Source organism: Paractinoplanes lichenicola (assembly GCF_016785085.1).
GTDB lineage: Bacteria > Actinomycetota > Actinomycetes > Mycobacteriales > Micromonosporaceae > Actinoplanes > Actinoplanes lichenicola.
Genome location: NZ_JAENHO010000013.1, coordinates 127368 through 147700, shown reverse-complemented (window position 1 = coordinate 147700; position 20333 = coordinate 127368). Strand labels below are relative to the sequence as shown.

General features: G+C 70.5%; 1 pseudogene (only partly in view). It reads left to right on the top strand.

Going from position 1 to position 20333, the window contains the following annotated elements:
• Positions 1-20277: pseudogene (locus tag JKJ07_RS38160) on the top strand (type I polyketide synthase) (its annotated part extends 13887 nt beyond the left edge of the window); the annotation flags it as partial.
• Positions 20278-20333: the final 56 nt, after the last annotated feature.

Genomic DNA, 20333 nt, shown 5'->3' with positions numbered 1-20333 from the left:
CGCGGCGGGGCGATGCTCACGCCGCGGCTCGCGCGGGCGGCGACGGGCGTACCGGGCCCGTGGCGTTACGACTGCCCCGAACGCGGCTCGATCGACGCCGTCACGGCGATCCCCGCGCCCGAGGCTCACGAGCCGCTGGACCCGTACGGGCTGCGCGTCGCGGTGCACGCGGCCGGAATCAACTTCCGCGACGTCCTCATCGCCTTGGGGATGTATCCCGCGGACGGTGTCATGGGCGTCGAGGGCGCGGGCGTCGTCACCGAAGTCGGGTCCGCCGTCGACGACGTCGCGGTGGGCGACCGGGTGTTCGGAATGATCGACCGGGCGTTCGGGACCGTCACGACGGTGCTGCGGAGCCTCGTCGCCCCCGTACCCGAATCCTGGAGCTTCGCCGACGCGGCCTCGGTGCCCGCCGTGTACCTCACCGCATACTTCGCCCTGCGCGACCTGGCCGACCTCCGCGCGGGCGAGCGGGTGTTGATCCACGCCGGCGCCGGAGGCGTAGGCATCGCGGCGATCCAGATCGCCCACCACCTCGGCGCCGAAGTGTTCGCCACCGCGAGCCCCGCGAAGTGGGACACGCTGCGCGCGCTCGGCGTGGCCGACGACCACATCGCCTCGTCGCGCGACCTCACCTTCGAGACGGCCTTCCGCACCGTCACCGGCGGCGCGGGCGTCGACGTGGTGCTCGACTCCCTGACCACCGAGTATGTCGACGCCTCGCTGCGGCTGATGCCCCGCGGCGGCCGCTTCCTGGAGATGGGCAAGGCGGATCTCCGCGAGCCCGGCGCCGTGGCCGTCGCGTACCCGGGCGTCGCGTACCGCTCGTTCGACCTGTTCGACGCGGGCCACGAGCGGATCGGCGCGATGCTGCACGAACTGCTCGAGCTCTTCGCGACCGGCGCGCTCACCCTGCCCCCGCGGCGGAGCTGGAAGCTCGGGGACATCCACGACGCGCTGCGCCACCTGCGCGAGGCCCGCCACGTGGGCAAGGTGGTGCTCACTGTGCCCCAGCCGGTGGACCCCGGCCGTACGGTGCTGGTCACCGGAGCGACGGGAACGCTCGGCGGGCTCGTCGCGCGGCACCTCGTGACCAAGCACGGCGCGCGGCACCTGGTGCTGGCCGGCCGCCGTGGTGCCGACGCGCCGGGCGTCGAAGCCCTGGCCGCCGACCTGCGCGAGCACGGCGCGACAGTCCGGATCGCCGCCTGCGACATCGCCGACCGCGCGTCGCTGGCGAGCCTGCTCGCGACGATCCCCGGCGAACACCCGCTGGGCACCGTCGTCCATGCCGCCGGCGACACCGACGACGGGGTCTTCGACGCGCTCAGCCCGGAGCGGCTCGACCGGGTGCTGCGCCCGAAGGTCGACGCCGTCGCCGCGCTGCGCGACCTCACGGCCGGCCTGGACCTCGACGCGGTGATCCTGTTCTCCTCCAGCGCCGGCCTGCTGGGCGCCGCCGGCCAGGCCAACTACGCCGCGGCGAACGTCGCGGTCGACGCCCTCGCGCGTCGCTGGCGGCAGGCGGGTCACCCGGTGGTCTCACTGTGCTGGGGGCTGTGGGCCCAGCGCAGCGGGCTGACCGGCAAGCTCGACGCGATCGACCTCGAACGCATGGCCCGCGGCGGCGTGGTCGGGTTGACCTCCGAGCAGGGCCTGAGCCTGCTCGACCAGGGGCTCGCGGCCGCGGCCGCGAACGCCGAACCGGCCGTCCTCGCCGCCATGGGCGTGGACCTGTCCGCGCTTCGGGCGATGGCGTCCGCCGGCACGCTGCCCCCGTGGTGGCTCGGGCTCGCAAGGACACCGGTCCGGCGCCGCGCCGCGGTGGAGAAGGCCGCACCGGGCGGTGACGTCGGCGGCTTCGCGGGCTCGCTCGTCGCGCTTGGACCTGCTGAGCGGCGCCGGGCCCTGCAAGACCTGGTCCGTACGCACGTCGCCGCGGTCCTCGGGTATGCCGACGCGGGCGCTGTGGAACCTGCTCGGGCGTTCCGGGACATGGGCGTGGATTCGCTTACCGCGGTCGAGATGCGCAACCGCCTCGCGGCCGTGAGCGGTGTGCGGCTGCCCGCGACGGTCGTGTTCGATCACCCCACCCCTGAAGCGCTCGCGGCGTTTCTGATCGGCGAGATTCCTGGCCTGGATGTCGACGCCCCGGCCACGCCGGTGGTGGCGGCGGTGGCGACGGCCGTGGACGAGCCGTTGGCGATCGTCGGGATGGCGTGCCGCTTCCCGGGTGGGGTGTCTTCGCCGGAGGATCTGTGGCGGCTGGTGGCCGAGGGTGTCGACGCGTTGGGGCCGTTCCCGTCCGATCGTGGCTGGCCTTCCGACGTCGGCGAGTTCGCGCCGGTGGGCGGGTTTGTGGACGCGGCCGGCTTCGACGCGGGGTTGTTCGGGATCTCGCCGCGTGAGGCGCTGGCGATGGATCCGCAGCAGCGGCTGGTGCTGGAGTGCTCGTGGGAGGCCCTCGAACGCGCCGGGGTGGCTCCGGATTCGCTTCGCGGTTCACCGGTCGGTGTGTTCATGGGTGCGGCGCCGTCCGGTTATGCCGGTGACGGTGGTGGCGCGGGCGTTGAAGGCTATTTGCTGACCGGTGGTGCGGGCAGTGTGGTGTCGGGCCGGGTGTCGTACGTGCTGGGTTTGGAAGGCCCGGCACTGACGGTCGACACAGCCTGTTCATCGTCGTTGGTGGCGTTGCATGTCGCCGGGCAGTCGCTGCGCCGGGGTGAGTGTTCGATGGCGTTGGTCGGTGGTGTCACGGTGATGCCTACGCCGGGTACGTTCACCGAGTTCGCCCGGCAGGACGGTCTGGCTGCGGATGGCCGGTGCAAGGCGTTCGCTGATACCGCGGACGGCACGGGCTGGTCGGAGGGCATCGGCGTACTGGTCGTCGAGCGGCTTTCGCAGGCGGTGGCCGAGGGGCATCGGGTATTGGCCGTCGTACGCGGCTCGGCGGTGAATCAGGACGGCGCGTCGAATGGGTTGACGGCTCCGAACGGTCCGTCGCAGCAGCGGGTGATCCGGGCGGCGCTGGCCGATGCCCGGCTCGAGGCCGCCGACGTTGATGCGGTCGAGGCGCACGGCACCGGAACCAGCCTTGGCGACCCGATTGAGGCGGGCGCTTTGCTGGCGACGTACGGGCAGGACCGTGATGAGCCGTTGTATCTGGGTTCGGTGAAGTCGAACATCGGGCACACGCAGTCGGCGGCCGGTGTCGCCGGGGTGATCAAGATGGTCATGGCGATGCAGCAGCAGACGTTGCCGCGCACCTTGCACGTGGACACCCCGTCGACCCACGTGGACTGGTCGGCCGGCGCCGTCGAGCTGCTGACCGAGAACCGCGCCTGGCCGCAGACAAGCAGGCCGCGCCGTGCGGCGGTGTCGTCGTTCGGAATCTCCGGGACCAACGCCCACGTCGTCCTCGAGCAGGCGCCGGAGCCCACGCCGGCCCCGGCTGAGCAGCCCGCTGGAGTGCTGGCGTGGTTGGTGTCGGCCAAGTCGCCGCAGGCGTTGGCGGTGCAGGCGGGCCGACTGGCCGCCGCGGTGCATGAGGCCGATTTGCCGTACGCGGATGTGGCGTGGTCGTTGGCGACGAGTCGGGCGTCTTTGGAGCACCGGGCGGCTGTGGTCGGCGCGGGGCCCGAGGCGTTGATCGCAGGGTTGCAGGCGTTGGTCTCGGGGGTGCCGGCGGACGACGTGGTGACCGGCGCAGCGGTCGATGCCCGGCTGGTTGCGGTGTTCTCAGGGCAGGGTTCGCAGTGGGCGGGGATGGGTCGCGGGTTGTATGCGGCGTTCCCGGCCTTTGCGGCAGCCTTTGATGCGGTGTGTGAGCAGTGGGATCGGCCGCTGTTTGAGGTAGTCGACCCCGACGCGACGGGTTGGGCGCAGCCGGCCTTGTTCGCGTACGAAGTAGCTCTGTTCCGGCTGATCGAGTCGTGGGGCATCCGCCCGGACGTTCTGGTCGGTCACTCGATCGGCGAGCTAGCCGCAGCGCACGTCGCCGGTGTCCTGGACCTGGCAGATGCGGCTCGTTTGGTGGCGGCGCGGGCCTCGTTGATGCAGGCGTTGCCGGCGGGTGGGGCGATGCTCGCGGTCGGCGCGGACGAGGCGACGGTGCTTGAGGCTATCGGCGGGCGCGACGGGGTGTCGGTTGCGGCGGTCAATGCTCCGGACGCTGTCGTGGTTTCGGGTGAGGTCGATGCGCTTGAGGCGGAGCTGGGGCAGCGGTTCCGTATTCGGCGGTTGCGGGTGTCGCACGCCTTCCATTCGCCGCACATGGATCCGATGCTGAACGAGTTCCGGGCCGTGGCCGAGCAGCTGACCTACCACGCGCCGCAGATTCCGATCGTGCCGACCGCGACCGGCGACATCACCACCGCCGAGTATTGGGTCAGCCAGGTCCGGGCGACCGTGCGTTTCGCTGACGCGGTGACCTCTGCGGTAGGTGACCAGGCGAATCCGATGGTGCTGGAGCTGGGTCCGGACGCGGTGCTGGCGCCGATGGTCAGCGCCACGGTGGATGAGGCCTCGGTGCACTCGGCGGGGCGTCGTGAGTGCGATGAGCCGGCCACGCTGCTGACTGCTGTGGCTGGGTTGCACACCGCAGGCGTGACTGTTCACTGGGCCAGCGTGCTGCCCCGCGGCCGTCAGGTCGATCTGCCCACGTACGCGTTCCAGCATGAGCGTTTCTGGCTGGCCTCGGTGGGCGGAGCGGGTGATCCGCGCGAGGTCGGACAGATCGCCGGTGACCACCCGCTGCTGGGCGCCGTGGTGGAGTTGCCGGACGCCGGGGTGGTGCTGACCGGCCGCCTGTCAGTGGTGACGCAACCGTGGCTGGCCGACCACGTGGTCGGCGGGTTGATCGTGGTGCCGGGTACGGCGGTGCTGGAGATGGCGATCCAGGCCGGTGACCGTGTGGGGTGCGGCCGGGTCGACCGTCTGACCCTTGAGTCGCCGCTGGTGGTGCCGCAGCGCGGCGGAGTAGCGGTGCGGCTGCTGGTCGGCGCGGCCGACGATGCCGGTGGCCGTGAGCTGATCCTGCACTCGCGCAGTGCGGACGCGTGGGTGCGGCACGCATCGGGTCGCCTGGTCCCAGCCGGGACGGTGGACACGGTGTCCGAGGATCTCGCGGCGTGGCCGCCGGTGGGCGCGGTGGCGGTGCCGGTGGAGGGCCTCTATCCGCGGTTGGACGCGGCGGGGCTGGAGTACGGCGCGGCATTCCAGGGTCTTCGTGCGGTGTGGCGTACCGAGGGTGAGGTGTTCGCCGACGTCGAGCTGTCCGCCGATGTTCGTGACGAGGTCGGTCGGTTCGGGTTGCATCCGGCGTTGCTGGACGCGGGTCTGCACGCGATGGCGTTCGGTGACGTGGTGTCGGCCCAGGGCGCGTCGTTGCCGTTCGAGTGGACCGACGTAACGCTGCGCGCGACGGGAGCGGACAGGCTGCGGGTCCGGCTTACCAAGGTTGGCGAGGACACCGTACGGGTGGAGGCGTTCGACCACCAAGGCGTCCCGGTATTGACCGCCGGTTCGTTGGTCGTGCGGGCCATGGACGCCGGCGCGATGCAGGCCGCTCAGGCTGCTGGGACGCAGGACAGCCTGTTCGCCGTGTCATGGGTCCCGGTACCCGCCGGCGAGCTCAGTGAGCCCGCCGGGCTGGTGGACGTGGCGAGTGAGGATGACCTCGCGCACGTCGCAACTGGCGCGTCGGGTGTGGTCACGGTGACCGCCGGGTTGCAGCCGGAGTTCGTGCACGCCGAGGCGGCACGGGTGCTGAGCATCGTGCAGGCGTGGCTGGCCGATGAACAGCGCGAGGGCCGATTGGCAGTGCTGACCCAGGGCGCGACCAAGGCCGATCTGGTGGGCGCGGCGGTACGCGGTCTGGTGCGTTCGGCGCAGTCCGAGCACCCGGGCCGTGTGGTGCTGGTCGAGGTCGAACCCGGCGCCGAGCGGGTGGTGGTGGCTGGTGATGAGCCAGAACTGGCCGTCCGTAATGGTGAGGTGCTGGCCCGGCGGCTGGTCCGTGACGGATCCGATGGCGGGTTGGTCGCTCCCGCAGAGTCAGGCTGGCATGTGGAGCCGGGTGGGGACGGCTCGCTGGAGTCGTTGTGGCTGCGCCCGGACCCGGAGGTGGCATCAGCCCCGCTGACCGCTGGTCAAGTTCGCGTCCAGGTGCACGCCGCCGGCGTTAACTTCCGCGACGTGCTGATCTCGCTCGGCTTGTACCCAGGGGCAGCGGCGGTGGGTAGCGAAGCCGCCGGAATCGTCCGTGAGGTCGGGTCGGAGGTGACCGATGTAGTGGTCGGCGACCGGGTCATGGGTTTGGTGGCCGACGGTTTCGGTCCGGTGGTGGTGACCGACGCCCGCCGGGCGGTGGCGATTCCGCAGGGCTGGTCGATGGAACAGGCGGCATCAACGCCGCTGGTGTTCCTGACCGCGCTTTATGGGCTACGGGACTTGGGTGGGCTGAGTGCGGGCCAGCGGGTCCTGGTCCACGCCGGTGCCGGTGGCGTAGGGATGGCTGCCATCCAGATCGCTCGGCATCTCGGCGCGGAAGTGTTCGCCACGGCCAGCCCGGCCAAGTGGGAGGTCCTACGTTCGCTGGGTCTGGACGACGACCACATCGCCTCGTCGCGCGATTTGCAGTTCGCCGAGAAGTTCCCGGCCAGCATGGACGTGGTCCTCAACGCCCTTGCCGGGGAATTCATCGACGCCTCAGCGGGACTGCTGACTAAGGGCGGCCGGTTCCTGGAGATGGGTAAAACCGACCTGCGCGAGGCGGTCGGCGACGGAATCGTCTACCGGCCGTTCGACCTCGGGGAGGTCGAGCCGCCGCGGGTTGCGGAGTTGCTGGCCGAGCTGGTCGGGCTGTTCGCCCAGCAAGTGTTAACCCCTTTGCCCGTACGGGTCTTCGACGTCCGCCGGGCTCGGGAGGCGTTCGGGTTCATCAGCCGTGCCGAACACATCGGCAAGGTCGTCCTGCGGATGCCACGTCGGCTGGACCCGGACGCGACGGTGGTCGTCACCGGGGCCACAGGTGCCCTGGGTCGGCTGGTCGCCGTCGATCTGGTGGAACGGCACGGGGCAGGCCGTCTGCTGCTGCTGTCCCGGCAAGGCGCAGCGACGCCCGGCGCGCAGGAGTTGGAAGCCGAACTGGTCGGCCGTGGAGCCCGAGTGCGGTTCGCCGCCTGTGACGTGTCCGATCGTGACGCGCTGGCAAGGGTGCTGGCCGATACGCCGTTGACCGGCGTGGTGCACGTCGCCGGGGTAATCGAGGACGCCACCATCACCTCGTTGGACCCGGACCGTCTCGACCGAGTCCTGGCCCCCAAGGTCGACGCAGCCTGGCACCTACACGAGCTGACCGCCGACGCCGACCTGGCCATGTTCACCCTGTACTCCAGTGTTGCGGGCACGTTCGGTTCGCCCGGGCAAGGTAACTACGCGGCCGCCAACGCCTACCTGGATGCGTTGGCGCAGTTCCGCCATGACGCGGGCATGGCCGGGCAGTCGATCGCGTGGGGTTTGTGGGATACCGACAGCGCCATGACCGCCGGCCTCAGTACGGCTGATCGGGCTCGTGGCCGGGGTGTCGGGATGCGCGCCTTGCAGCCTGACGAGGGTATGGCCCTGTTCGACGCGGCTGTCGCCCGTGACCGTGCCACGTTGGTCGCCGCGCCCCTGAACCTCGCCGGCGGGGGTGCTGCCGTGCCTGCCTTGCTGCGCGGGCTGGTGCAGGGCCCGGCCCGCCGATCGGTCGCTGCGGCCGGCGGTGAGGGTGGTGGTTTGGCCGGGGTGCTGCTCGCGATGCCTGCGGGTCAGCGTCGTGAGTACGTGATGCGGCTGCTGGCCGAGCAGGTTGCCGCTGTTCTGGGCCATGACCGGCCGGAACGCATCGACACCCGGCAGGCGTTCCGCGACATGGGCTTCGACTCGCTGACCGCGGTGGAGCTGCGCAACCGGTTGACCGCGCTGAGCGGCCAACGTTTCTCGGTCACGCTCGTGTTCGACTATCCCAGCGTCGAATATCTGAGCACCGAGTTGCTGACCCGGCTGATCGGTACCGACGACGAGGCATCGGTCGTTCCCGCCGTCCCGGTCGTGGCGGCGGCCGCGGATGAGCCGCTGGCGATCGTCGGGATGGCCTGCCGCTTCCCCGGCGGGGTCTCCTCTCCGGAGGACTTGTGGCGGTTGGTGGCCGAGGGCGTCGACGCTTTGGGCCCGTTCCCCACTGATCGTGGCTGGCCTACCGACGTCGAGGGTTTCGCGCCGGTGGGCGGTTTCGTGGACGCGGCCGGCTTCGATGCGGGCCTGTTCGGGATCTCGCCGCGTGAGGCGCTGGCAATGGATCCGCAGCAGCGGCTGGTCCTCGAGTGTTCCTGGGAAGCCCTCGAACACGCCGGGGTGGCCCCGGACTCGTTGCGGGGTTCACCGGTGGGTGTGTTCATGGGCGGAGCGTCGTCGGGTTATGCCGGTGACGGTGGTGCCGGTGTTGAGGGTTACCTGCTGACCGGTGGCGCGGGCAGCGTCGTGTCCGGTCGGGTCTCGTACGTGCTGGGCTTGGAAGGCCCCGCGTTGACGGTCGATACCGCCTGCTCTTCGTCGTTGGTGGCATTGCATGTGGCGGGCCAGTCGCTACGGGCCGGTGAGTGCTCGATGGCGTTGGTCGGCGGTGTCACGGTGATGCCGACGCCGGGTACGTTCACCGAGTTCGCCCGGCAGGACGGCCTGGCTGCGGATGGCCGGTGCAAGGCGTTCGCTGATACCGCGGATGGCACGGGCTGGTCGGAGGGCATCGGCGTACTGGTCGTCGAGCGCCTTTCGCAAGCGGTGGCCGAGGGGCATCGGGTATTGGCCGTCGTACGCGGTTCCGCGGTGAATCAGGACGGCGCGTCCAACGGTTTGACCGCCCCGAACGGCCCGTCACAGCAGCGGGTGATCCGGGCGGCGCTGGCTGACGCTCGGCTCGAGGCTGTCGACGTTGATGCGGTCGAAGCCCACGGCACCGGGACCGCGCTCGGCGACCCGATCGAGGCTGAGGCGCTGCTCGCCACCTACGGTCGGCGTCCCGCCGACCGGCCGTTGTATTTGGGTTCGGTGAAGTCGAACATCGGGCACACGCAGTCGGCGGCCGGTGTCGCCGGGGTGATCAAGATGGTCATGGCGATGCAGCAGCAGACGTTGCCGCGCACCTTGCACGTCGACACCCCCAGTACGCATGTGGATTGGTCGGCGGGTGCGGTGGAGCTGCTGACCGAGAACCGCGCCTGGCCGCAGACAAGCAGGCCGCGCCGGGCGGCGGTGTCGTCGTTCGGAATCTCCGGGACCAACGCCCACGTCGTCCTCGAGCAGGCGCCGGAGCCCACGCCGGTGCCGGCTGAGCAGCCCGCTGGGGTGCTGACGTGGCTGTTGTCGGCTAAGTCGCCGCAGGCGTTGGCGGTGCAGGCGGGCCGGCTCGCCGCGGCCGTGCGTGAAGCTGATTTGCCGTACGCGGATGTGGCTTGGTCGTTGGCGACGGGTCGGGCGTCGTTGGAGCATCGAGCGGCGGTAGTTGGCGCGGACCCCGAAATGTTGATCGCAGGGTTGCAAGCGTTGGCCTCGGGGACGCCGGCGCAGAACGTGGTGACTGGCGCAGCGGCCGACGCCCGGCTGGTCGCGGTGTTCTCAGGTCAGGGGTCGCAGTGGGCGGGGATGGGTCGTGGTTTGTATGCGGCGTTCCCGGCCTTTGCGGCGGCCTTTGATGCGGTGTGTGAGCAGTGGGATCGGCCGCTGCCCGATGTGGTGGCCGACTCCGACGCGACGGGTTGGGCGCAGCCGGCGTTGTTCGCGTACGAGGTGGCGCTGTTCCGGCTGATCGAGTCGTGGGGCGTCCGCCCGGACGTGCTGGTGGGTCATTCGATCGGCGAGCTGGCCGCGGCGCATGTGGCCGGGGTGCTGGATCTGGCGGACGCGGCGCGGTTGGTGGCGGCGCGGGCGTCGTTGATGCAGGCGTTGCCGGCGGGTGGGGCGATGCTCGCGGTCGGCGCGGCCGAGGCGACGGTGCTTGAGGCTCTTGGCGGGCTTAACGGGGTGTCGGTCGCGGCGGTCAATGCCCCGGACGCCGTCGTGGTCTCCGGTGACGTTGAGACTGTCGACGTGTTGGAGGCTGAGCTGGGGCAGCGGTTCCGGACTCGGCGGTTGCGGGTGTCGCACGCGTTCCATTCGCCGCACATGGATCCGATGCTGGACGAGTTCCGCCGGGTTGCCGAGCAGCTGACCTACTACGCGCCGCAGATTCCGATCGTGTCTACTGCGACCGGCGATATCGCCACTCCCGAGTATTGGGTTGGCCAGATGCGGGCGACGGTGCGTTTCGCTGACGCGATGACGACCGCGGTCGGTGGCCAGACCAGCCCGGTGGTGCTGGAGCTGGGTCCGGATGTGGTGCTGGCGCCGATGGTGTCGCAGACCGTGGAGCAGGCGAGCGTGCACGCGGCGGCCCGCCGTGAACGCGACGAGCCCACGACACTGCTGACCGCTGTGGCCGGACTGCACACCGCTGGGGTGACCGTCGACTGGACCAGTGTGCTGCCCCAAGGCAGGCAGGTCGATCTGCCCACGTACGCGTTCGAGCACGAGCGCTACTGGCTGGCGTCGGCGGTCGGGGCGGGAGATCCGCGGGAGCTGGGGCTGGTCGCCGGTGAGCATCCGTTGCTGGGTGCGGTGGTGGAGTTGCCGGACGCCGGGGTGGTGCTGACCGGCCGGTTGTCGGTGGCGGCTCAACCGTGGCTGGGCGATCACGTGGTCGGCGGGTTGATCGTGCTGCCGGGTACGGCGGTGCTGGAGATGGCGATCCAGGCCGGTGACCGGGTGGGATGCGGCCGGGTCGAGCGCCTGACGCTGGAGGCGCCGTTGGTCGTGCCGCAGCGCGGTGGGGTAGCGGTGCGGCTGCTGGTCGGCGCGGCCGACGATGCCGGTGGCCGTGAGCTGGTTCTGCACTCGCGCAGCGAGGACATGTGGGTGCGGCACGCTTCAGGTCGCCTGGTCGCCGCGGGCGCGGCCGGTCGAGCGTCTGAGGGTCTCGCAGTGTGGCCGCCTGTCGGTGCCGTTGCGGTGCCGGTGGAGGGCCTTTACCCGCGGTTGAGCGCGGCGGGGCTGGAGTACGGCGCGGCGTTCCGGGGTCTTCGTGCGGTGTGGCGTGGTGAGGGTGAGGTGTTCGCCGAGGTCGAGCTGCCCGTCGATGTTCGTGACGAGGTCGATCGGTTCGGGTTGCATCCGGCGCTGCTGGACGCGGGGTTGCACGCGATGGCGTTCGGTGACGTGGTGTCGGCCCAGGGCGCGTCGTTGCCGTTCGAGTGGGCTGATGTGTCTTTGCAAGCGACGGGGGCTGACCGGCTACGGGTCCGGCTCACGCTCGCGGGTGCCGACACGGTGCGGGTGGAGGCGTTCGACCAGCAGGGTGCCCTGGTGCTGACCGCGGGTTCGCTCGTCGTGCGGGCCATGGACGCCGACGCGATGCAGGCTGCTCAGGCTCCGGAGGCGCAGGACAGCCTGTTTGCCGTGTCGTGGGTTCCGGCACCTGTCGGCGAGCTCAGTGAGATCGGCGAACTGTTGGGTGTGGCGAATGTGGATGACCTCGCCCACGTCGCAGCCGGGGCGTCGGGTGTGGTGGCGGTGACCGGCGGGTTGCAGCCGGAGTTGGTGCACGCCGAGGTAGCGCGGGTGCTGGGCATCGTGCAGGCGTGGCTGGCCGATGAGCAGCGCGAGGGCCGGCTGGTGGTGCTGACCCGAGGCATGACCGAGGCCGGTGCGGTTGATCTGGTGGGTGCGGCGGTGCGCGGTTTGGTGCGTTCGGCGCAGTCGGAGCACCCGGGTCGAGTGTTGCTGCTGAACGTAGAGTTGAGCCCCGGTGAGGCTGCTCGGCTGAGCGCTGGTCAGGCCACTGGTTTGAACGCCGGCCCGGATGCTGGGCGGTCACAACCGATCAACGCCCCGGACCACCCCTCGCCTTTCCGGGGTGATGGTCCGAGTGCCGACCCGGGCGTCGGTCTGAGTGCTGGTTTGGGCGAGCGGGTGCGGGCGGCGTTGGCGATGGCCGGCGATGAGCCAGAGCTGACGGTCCGCGATGGTGAGGTGCTGGCCCGGCGGCTGGTCCGTGACGGGTCCGGCGGCGGGCTGGTGATTCCCACAGAGCCGGGCTGGCATGTGGAGCCTGGCCATGACGGCTCGTTGGAATCGTTGTGGCTGCGCCCCGATGCCGAGGTGGTGTCAGCCCCGCTGGCCGCAGGTCAGGTCCGCGTCCAGGTGCACGCGGCCGGGGTGAACTTCCGCGATGTGCTGATCGCGCTTGGCTTGTACCCGGGTGCGGCCGCGGTCGGAAGCGAGGCCGCCGGGGTCGTTGTCGAGGTCGGCCCGGGGGTGACCGGTCTGGCCATCGGCGACCGCGTAATGGGTTTGGTAACCGACGGCTTCGGCCCAGTCGTCGTGACCGACGCCGCCCAGGTGGTGGCGATTCCGCAAGAGTGGTCGATGGAACAGGCAGCGGCCACCCCGCTGGTGTTCCTGACCGCGCTGTACGGACTGCGCGATCTAGGCGGGCTGAGTGCAGGTCAGCGGGTCCTGATTCACGCCGGCGCCGGTGGCGTAGGAATGTCAGCCATCCAAATCGCCCAGCATCTCGGCGCGGAAGTGTTCGCCACGGCGAGCCCGGCCAAGTGGGATGTGCTGCGGTCGCTGGGTCTGGACGACGACCACATCGCCTCGTCCCGGGACCTGCAGTTCGCCGAGAAGTTCCCGGCCGGGATGGACGTGGTCCTCAACGCCTTGGCCGGTGAGTTCATCGACGCCTCGGCGGGGCTGCTGGCTAAGGGTGGCCGTTTCCTGGAGATGGGCAAGACCGACCTGCGCGAGTCGGTCGGTGAAGGGATCGTCTACCGGCCGTTCGACCTGGCTGAGGTCACGCCAACGCGAATCGCTGAGCTGCTGGCCGAATTGGTCGGGCTGTTCGCCCAGCAATCGCTGACGCCGTTGCCGGTACGGGTGTTCGACGTGCGCCGGGCGCGGGAGGCGTTCGGGTTCATCAGCCGTGCCGAACACATCGGCAAGGTGGTCCTGCAAATGCCGCGTCGGCTGGATCCCGACGCGACGGTGGTCGTCACCGGAGCCACGGGCGCGTTGGGTCGTCTGGTCGCCGTTGATCTGGTTGAACGTCACGGGGCAGGCCGTCTGCTGCTGCTGTCCCGGCAAGGGGCGGCAGCGCCGGGCGCGCAGGAGTTGGAAGCGGAACTGGTCGGCCGCGGGGCGCGGGTACGGTTCGCCGCGTGTGACGTGTCCGATCGGGACGCGTTGACGCGGGTGCTGGCCCGGGTGGAGACCCCGTTGACCGGCGTGGTGCACGTCGCCGGCGTAATCGATGACGCCACCATCACCACGCTGGACCGCGACCGCCTTGATCGAGTGCTGGCCCCCAAGGTCGACGCAGCCTGGCATCTTCACGAGCTGACCGCCGACGCCGACCTGGCCATGTTCACCCTGTACTCCAGTGTTGCGGGCACGTTCGGCTCACCAGGACAAGGCAACTACGCAGCCGCCAACGCCTACCTCGACGCACTGGCTCAATACCGTCACGACGCCGGCTTGGCCGGGCAGTCGATCGCCTGGGGCATGTGGGACACCGACAGCGCCATGACCGCTGGCTTGAGCACCGCTGACCGGGCTCGGAGCCAAGGGGCCGGGATGCGCGCCTTGCAGCCTGACGAGGGTATGGCCCTGTTCGACGCGGCTGTCGCCCGTGACCGGGCCACCCTGATCGCCGCGCCCCTGAACCTCACCAGCGGCGATGCTGTGCCCGTCCTGCTGCGTGGGCTGGTGCAGGGCCCGGCCCGGCGCACAGTCACGGCGGGCGGCGGTGATGCCGGCGGCTTCTTAGGCTCGCTCATGGCGCTCGGACCCACCGAGCGGCGCCGGGCGTTGCTCGACCTAGTCCGTACGCACGTAGCCGCAGTCCTCGGGTATGCCGACGCGGGCGCCGTGGAGCCTGCCCGGGCGTTCCGTGACATGGGCGTGGATTCCCTCACCGCGGTCGAGATGCGCAACCGCCTCGCGGCTGTGAGTGGTGTGCGGCTGGGCGCGACGGTCGTATTCGACCACCCCACCCCGGAAGCGCTCGCAGCCTTCCTGATCAGCGAGATCCCCGGCCTGGACGTCGATGTCGACGCACCGGCCATCCCGGCCCTGCCAGTGGGCGCAGGTGTGGATGAGCCGCTAGCGATTGTGGGCATGGCGTGTCGGTTCCCCGGCGGGGTGTCTTCGCCGGAGGACTTGTGGCGCCTGGTGGCCGAAGGTGTCGACGCGCTGGGCCCGTTCCCGTCAGATCGTGGCTGGCCCGACCTTGACGGGTTCGCAGCAGTGGGCGGTTTCGTGGATGCGGCCGGCTTCGACGCCGGGCTGTTCGGGATCTCACCGCGTGAGGCGCTGGCGATGGACCCGCAACAGCGGCTGGTCCTGGAGTGCTCGTGGGAGGCCCTCGAACGCGCCGGTATCGCCCCGGACTCGTTGCGAGGCTCACCGGTCGGCGTGTTCATGGGCGCGGCCCCGTCCGGTTATGCCGGCGACGGCGGTGCCGGGGTCGAGGGTTACCTGCTGACCGGTGGCGCCGGCAGCGTCGTCTCGGGCCGGGTGTCGTACGTGCTCGGGTTGGAAGGTCCGGCCCTCACCGTCGACACAGCCTGTTCATCGTCGCTGGTGGCCCTGCACGTAGCGGGCCAGTCGCTGCGCCGGGGTGAGTGCTCGATGGCGCTGGTCGGCGGTGTCACGGTGATGCCGACGCCGGGTACGTTCACCGAGTTCGCCCGTCAGGACGGCCTGGCTGCGGACGGCCGCTGCAAGGCGTTCGCTGACACCGCGGACGGCACAGGCTGGTCGGAGGGCATCGGCGTACTCGTCGTCGAGCGCCTCTCGCAAGCCGTGGCGGCGGGGCACCAGGTACTGGCGGTCGTACGCGGTAGCGCGGTGAATCAGGACGGCGCGTCGAACGGGTTGACGGCGCCGAATGGTCCGTCGCAGCAGCGGGTGATCCGGGCGGCGCTGGCCGACGCCCGGCTCGAGGCCGCCGACGTTGATGCGGTCGAGGCGCACGGCACCGGAACCAGTCTCGGCGACCCGATCGAGGCCGGCGCACTGCTGGCAACCTACGGGCAGGACCGTGGCGAGCCGTTGTATCTAGGCTCGGTGAAGTCGAACATCGGCCACACCCAGTCGGCGGCCGGCGTCGCCGGGGTGATCAAGATGGTCATGGCGATGCAGCACGAGATGCTGCCGCGCACCTTGCACGTGGACACCCCGTCGACCCACGTGGACTGGTCGGCGGGTGCCATTGAGCTCCTGTCCGACGCGGTTCCCTGGCCGAGCAACGGACACCCGCGCCGGGCCGGTGTCTCGTCGTTCGGGATCTCCGGCACCAACGCCCACGTGGTTCTCGAGCAAGCACCCGCACCCATCGAGACGCAGAGTCCCGACACCGCCGACGGCGACGCGGGTGTGGTGGCTTTGGTGTTGTCGGGTCAGGACGATGCGGCGTTGCGGGCCCAGGCGTCGGTGTTACGGGACCGGGTGGCCGGGCAGCCGGCGCTGCGCGATGTGGCGTGGTCGTTGGTCGCCACACGCAGCATGTTGACGCGCCGGGCGGTGGTACTCGCGCATGACACCGACGAGGCCGTCGCGGGGCTGGAGGCACTCGCGCATGGCGAGACGGTGAGCCCGCTCGTAGTAGGCGCTGGACGCGCGCGGCCGGGGTCGCTGCCGGTAGTGGTGTTCTCGGGTCAGGGTTCGCAGTGGGCGGGGATGGGTCGCGGGTTGTACGCGGCGTTCCCAGCTTTTGCGGCGGCCTTTGATGCGGTGTGTGAGCAGTGGGATCGGCCGCTGCCTGAGGTGGTGGCCGACCCCGACGCGACGGGGTGGGCGCAGCCGGCCTTGTTCGCGTACGAGGTGGCGCTGTTCCGGCTGATCGAGTCGTGGGGCATCCGCCCGAACGTCCTAGTCGGTCATTCGATCGGCGAGCTGGCCGCAGCACATGTGGCCGGTGTCCTGGATCTGCCTGACGCGGCAAGGCTGGTGGCAGCGCGGGCGTCGTTGATGCAGGCACTGCCGACGGGTGGGGCGATGCTCGCCGTCGGCGCGGACGAGGCCACGGTCCTCGAGGCGATCGGCGAGCGCGACGGGGTGTCGGTCGCGGCGGTCAACGCCCCGCAGGCCGTTGTGGTCTCCGGCGACATCGAAGCCGTTGACGCCCTTGAGGTCGAGCTGGGCAAGCGGTTCCGGACTCGGCGGTTGCGGGTGTCGCATGCCTTCCACTCGCCGTTGATGGATCCGATGCTCGACGAGTTCCGCCGGGTTGCCGAGCAGATGACGTACCACGCACCTTCGATTCCGATCGTGCCTGCTGCGACCGGCGATATCGCCACCCCCGACTATTGGGTCGGTCAGGTGCGGGCGACGGTGCGTTTCGCCGACGCGATGGCGACCGCGGCTGGTGGCCAGGCGAACCCGGTGGTGCTGGAGCTGGGCCCGGACGCGGTGCTGGCCCCGATGGTCAGCGCCGCGATAAACGACGCCACGGTTCACACGGCCGGGCGTCGTGAGCGTGACGAGCCGACCACGCTGCTGACTGCCGTCGCCGGACTCCACACCGCAGGCGTGACCGTCGACTGGACCAGCGTGCTGCCCCGAGGCAGGCAGGTCGATCTGCCCACGTACGCGTTCCAGCACGAGCGGTTCTGGGTCACGACGCGGGCGGCGAGTGCGGACCTGGGCGCTGCCGGTTTGAGTGATACCGGACATCCGTTGGTGTCGGCGTTGGTGGAGCTGCCCGACGCCGGGGTGGTGTTGACCGGCCGGCTGTCGGCGGCGACGCACCCGTGGCTCGCCGATCACGTGGTCGGCGAATCGATCGTGGTCCCGGGTACGGCGGTGCTGGAGATGGCGATCCAGGCCGGTGACCGAGTGGGGTGCGGCCGGGTCGAGCGCTTGACGTTGGAGGCGCCTCTGGTGGTGCCGCCGCGTGGGGTGGCGGTGCGGCTATCGGTCGGCGCTGCCGACGAGGCCGGGGGCCGTGAGCTGGTGGTGCACTCGCGCACCGAGGACGCGGGTCCGGCCGGGGCGTGGGTGCGTCACGCGTCAGGACGTCTGGCCCCGGTCGTGGCGGCAAGCACGGTGTCCGAGGGACTTGCGGTGTGGCCGCCTGTCGATGCTGTCGCGGTGCCGGTGGAAGGTCTTTATCCGCAGTTGGACGCGGCGGGGCTGCACTACGGGCCGGCGTTCCAGGGCCTCCGTACGGTGTGGCAGGCCGAGGATGAGATTTTCGCCGAGGTGGAGCTCCCGCAGGATGCTCGTGACGAAGTCGATCGGTTCGGGTTGCATCCGGCGTTGCTGGACGCGGGTCTGCACGCGATCGCGCTTGGTGACGTGGTGTCGGCCCAGGGTGCGTCGTTGCCGTTCGAGTGGGCTGACGTGACGCTGCGGGCGACCGGGGCAACAGTCCTGCGGGTTCGGCTCATCAAGAACGGCCAGGACACCGTACGGGTGGAGGCGTTCGACCAGCAGGGTGCGCTGGTGCTGACCGCGGGTTCGCTGGTGGTGCGGGCAGCGGCGGTTGATGCGGTGGGTCGGGGGCAGATCGAGCAGCAGGCGTTGTTCGCGACGTCGTGGGTTCCGGTACCCGCCGACGAGCTCAGTGAGCCCGGCAGGCTGGTGGACGTGGCGAGTGAGGATGACCTCGCGCACGTCGCGGCTGGGGCGTCGGGTGTGGTGGCAGTGACCGCCGGGTTGCTGCCGGAGCTGGTGCACGCCGAGGTTGCGCGGGTGCTGGGCATCGTGCAGGCGTGGCTGGCTGATGAGCAGCGCGAGGGTCGGCTGGTGGTGCTGACTCGCGGCGCGGCCGAGGTCGATCTGGTGGGTGCGGCGGTACGTGGTCTGGTGCGTTCGGCGCAGTCCGAGCACCCGGGTCGTGTGGTGCTGGTCGAGGTCGAGCCCGGCGCCGAGCGGGCGGTGGTAGTGGCTCGTGATGAGCCAGAACTGGCCGTCCGTAATGGTGAGGTGCTGGCCCGGCGGCTGGTCCGTGAAGGCTCTGACGGCGCGTTGGTGATTCCGGAGGCGCTGGGTTGGCATGTGGAACCTGGCGACAACGGCTCGCTGGATTCATTGTGGCTGCGCCCCGACCCCGAGGTGGTGTCGGCGCCGCTGGCCGCAGGTCAGGTCCGAATCCAGGTGCACGCGGCCGGGGTGAACTTCCGTGACGTGCTGATCGCGCTCGGCTTGTACCCAGGCGTGGCAGCGGTCGGTAGCGAGGCCGCCGGGGTCATTGTCGAGGTCGGGCCTGGGGTGATCGGTCTGGCCATCGGCGACCGCGTGATGGGTTTGGTGACCGACGGGTTCGGTCCGGTGGTGGTGACCGACGCCGCCCGGATGGTGGTAATCCCGCACCTGTGGTCGATGGAACAGGCAGCGGCCACTCCGCTGGTGTTCCTGACCGCGCTGTACGGGCTACGCGATCTCGGCGGGCTGAATGCCGGTCAGCGAGTCTTGATCCACGCGGGTGCCGGTGGTGTGGGTATGGCAGCGATCCAGATCGCCCGGCATCTCGGGGCGGAGGTGTTCGCGACGGCCAGTCCGGCCAAGTGGGATGTGCTGCGGTCGCTGGGTCTGGACGACGACCACATCGCGTCGTCACGGGACTTGCAGTTTGCCGAGAAGTTCCCGGCCGGCATGGATGTGGTCCTCAACGCGTTGGCCGGGGATTTCATCGACGCATCGGCGGGGCTGCTGACCGAGGGCGGCCGGTTCCTGGAGATGGGCAAGACCGACCTGCGTGAGTCGGTCGGTGAAGGGATCGTCTACCGGCCGTTCGATCTGGCTGAGGTGACGCCGGCACGGATCAAGGAGTTGCTGGTCGAGCTGGTGGGGTTGTTCACCCAGCAGGCGCTGACTCCGTTGCCGGTACGGGTGTTCGACGTTCGCCGGGCGCGGGAGGCGTTCGGGTTCATCAGCCGTGCGGAACACATCGGCAAGGTGGTCCTAAAGATGCCGCGCCGATTGGACCCGGACGCGACGGTGGTGGTCACCGGGGCCACGGGCGCGTTGGGTCGTCTGGTCGCGATTGATCTGGTGGAACGTCATGGGGCGGGCCGTCTGCTACTGCTGTCCCGGCAGGGTGCGGCGGCGCCCAGCGCGACGGCGTTGGAAGCGGAACTGGTGGGCCGCGGAGCGCGGGTGCGGTTCGCCGCCTGCGACGTGTCTGATCGTGACGCGCTGGCACGGGTGCTGGCCGATACGCCGTTGACCGCCGTGGTGCACGTCGCCGGCGTAATCGAGGACGCCACCATCACCTCCCTCGACCAGGACCGCCTCGACAGAGTGCTGGCCCCCAAGGTTGACGCAGCCTGGCATCTGCACGAGCTGACCACCGGCATGGACCTGGCCATGTTCACCCTCTACTCCAGCATCGCGGGCACATTTGGTTCGCCCGGGCAAGGCAACTACGCCGCGGCCAACGCCTACCTCGACGCACTGGCCCAGTACCGCCACGACGCCGGCTTGGCCGGGCAGTCGATCGCCTGGGGCATGTGGGATACCGACAGCACCATGACCGCCGGCCTGAGCACAGCCGACCGCGCCCGCAGCCGTGGGGCAGGAATGCGCGCCCTGCAACCCGAAGAGGGCATGGCCCTGTTCGACGCGGCAACTGCTCGCGACCGGGCCACCCTGATCGCGGCACCCCTGAACCTCACCGGTGACATCACCGTGCCCGAACTGCTGCGTGACCTGGTGCAGGGACCGGCCCGGCGGGCAGTCACGGCGGGCGGAGACGGATTCCAGGAGCGGCTCTCGGCGACGCTGCCCCAGCGCCGGGTCGCGCTCCTGACCGAGCTCGTCATGACCCACGCGGCCGCGGTGCTCGGCCACACGGGCGGCGACACGGTCCACCCCGACCTCTCGTTCAACGAGCTCGGGTTCGACTCGCTGACGGCGGTCGAGTTGCGCAACCGGCTCGCCGGGGCCACTGGCGCGAGCCTGCCGGCCAGCGCGGTGTTCGACCATCCGACCCCGGGCGTGCTGGCGCGGCACCTGCTGGTCGTGCTGGCGCCGCCGAGCCCCGCCGCGGGGGAGCCCGACGAACTGACGGCCGAGCTCGACCGCATCGAGGCCGCCGCCGACGCGCTGCCCGACGAAGCCACCCGCGAGCGGGTCACGGCCCGCCTGACGGCGCTGCTGACGCGATGGAACGGGGCGAGCACGACAGCGACGACTGCCGCGCCGCCGCCCAGCGACATCTCGTTCGAGACGGCCACCCCCGACGAGGTCTTCGA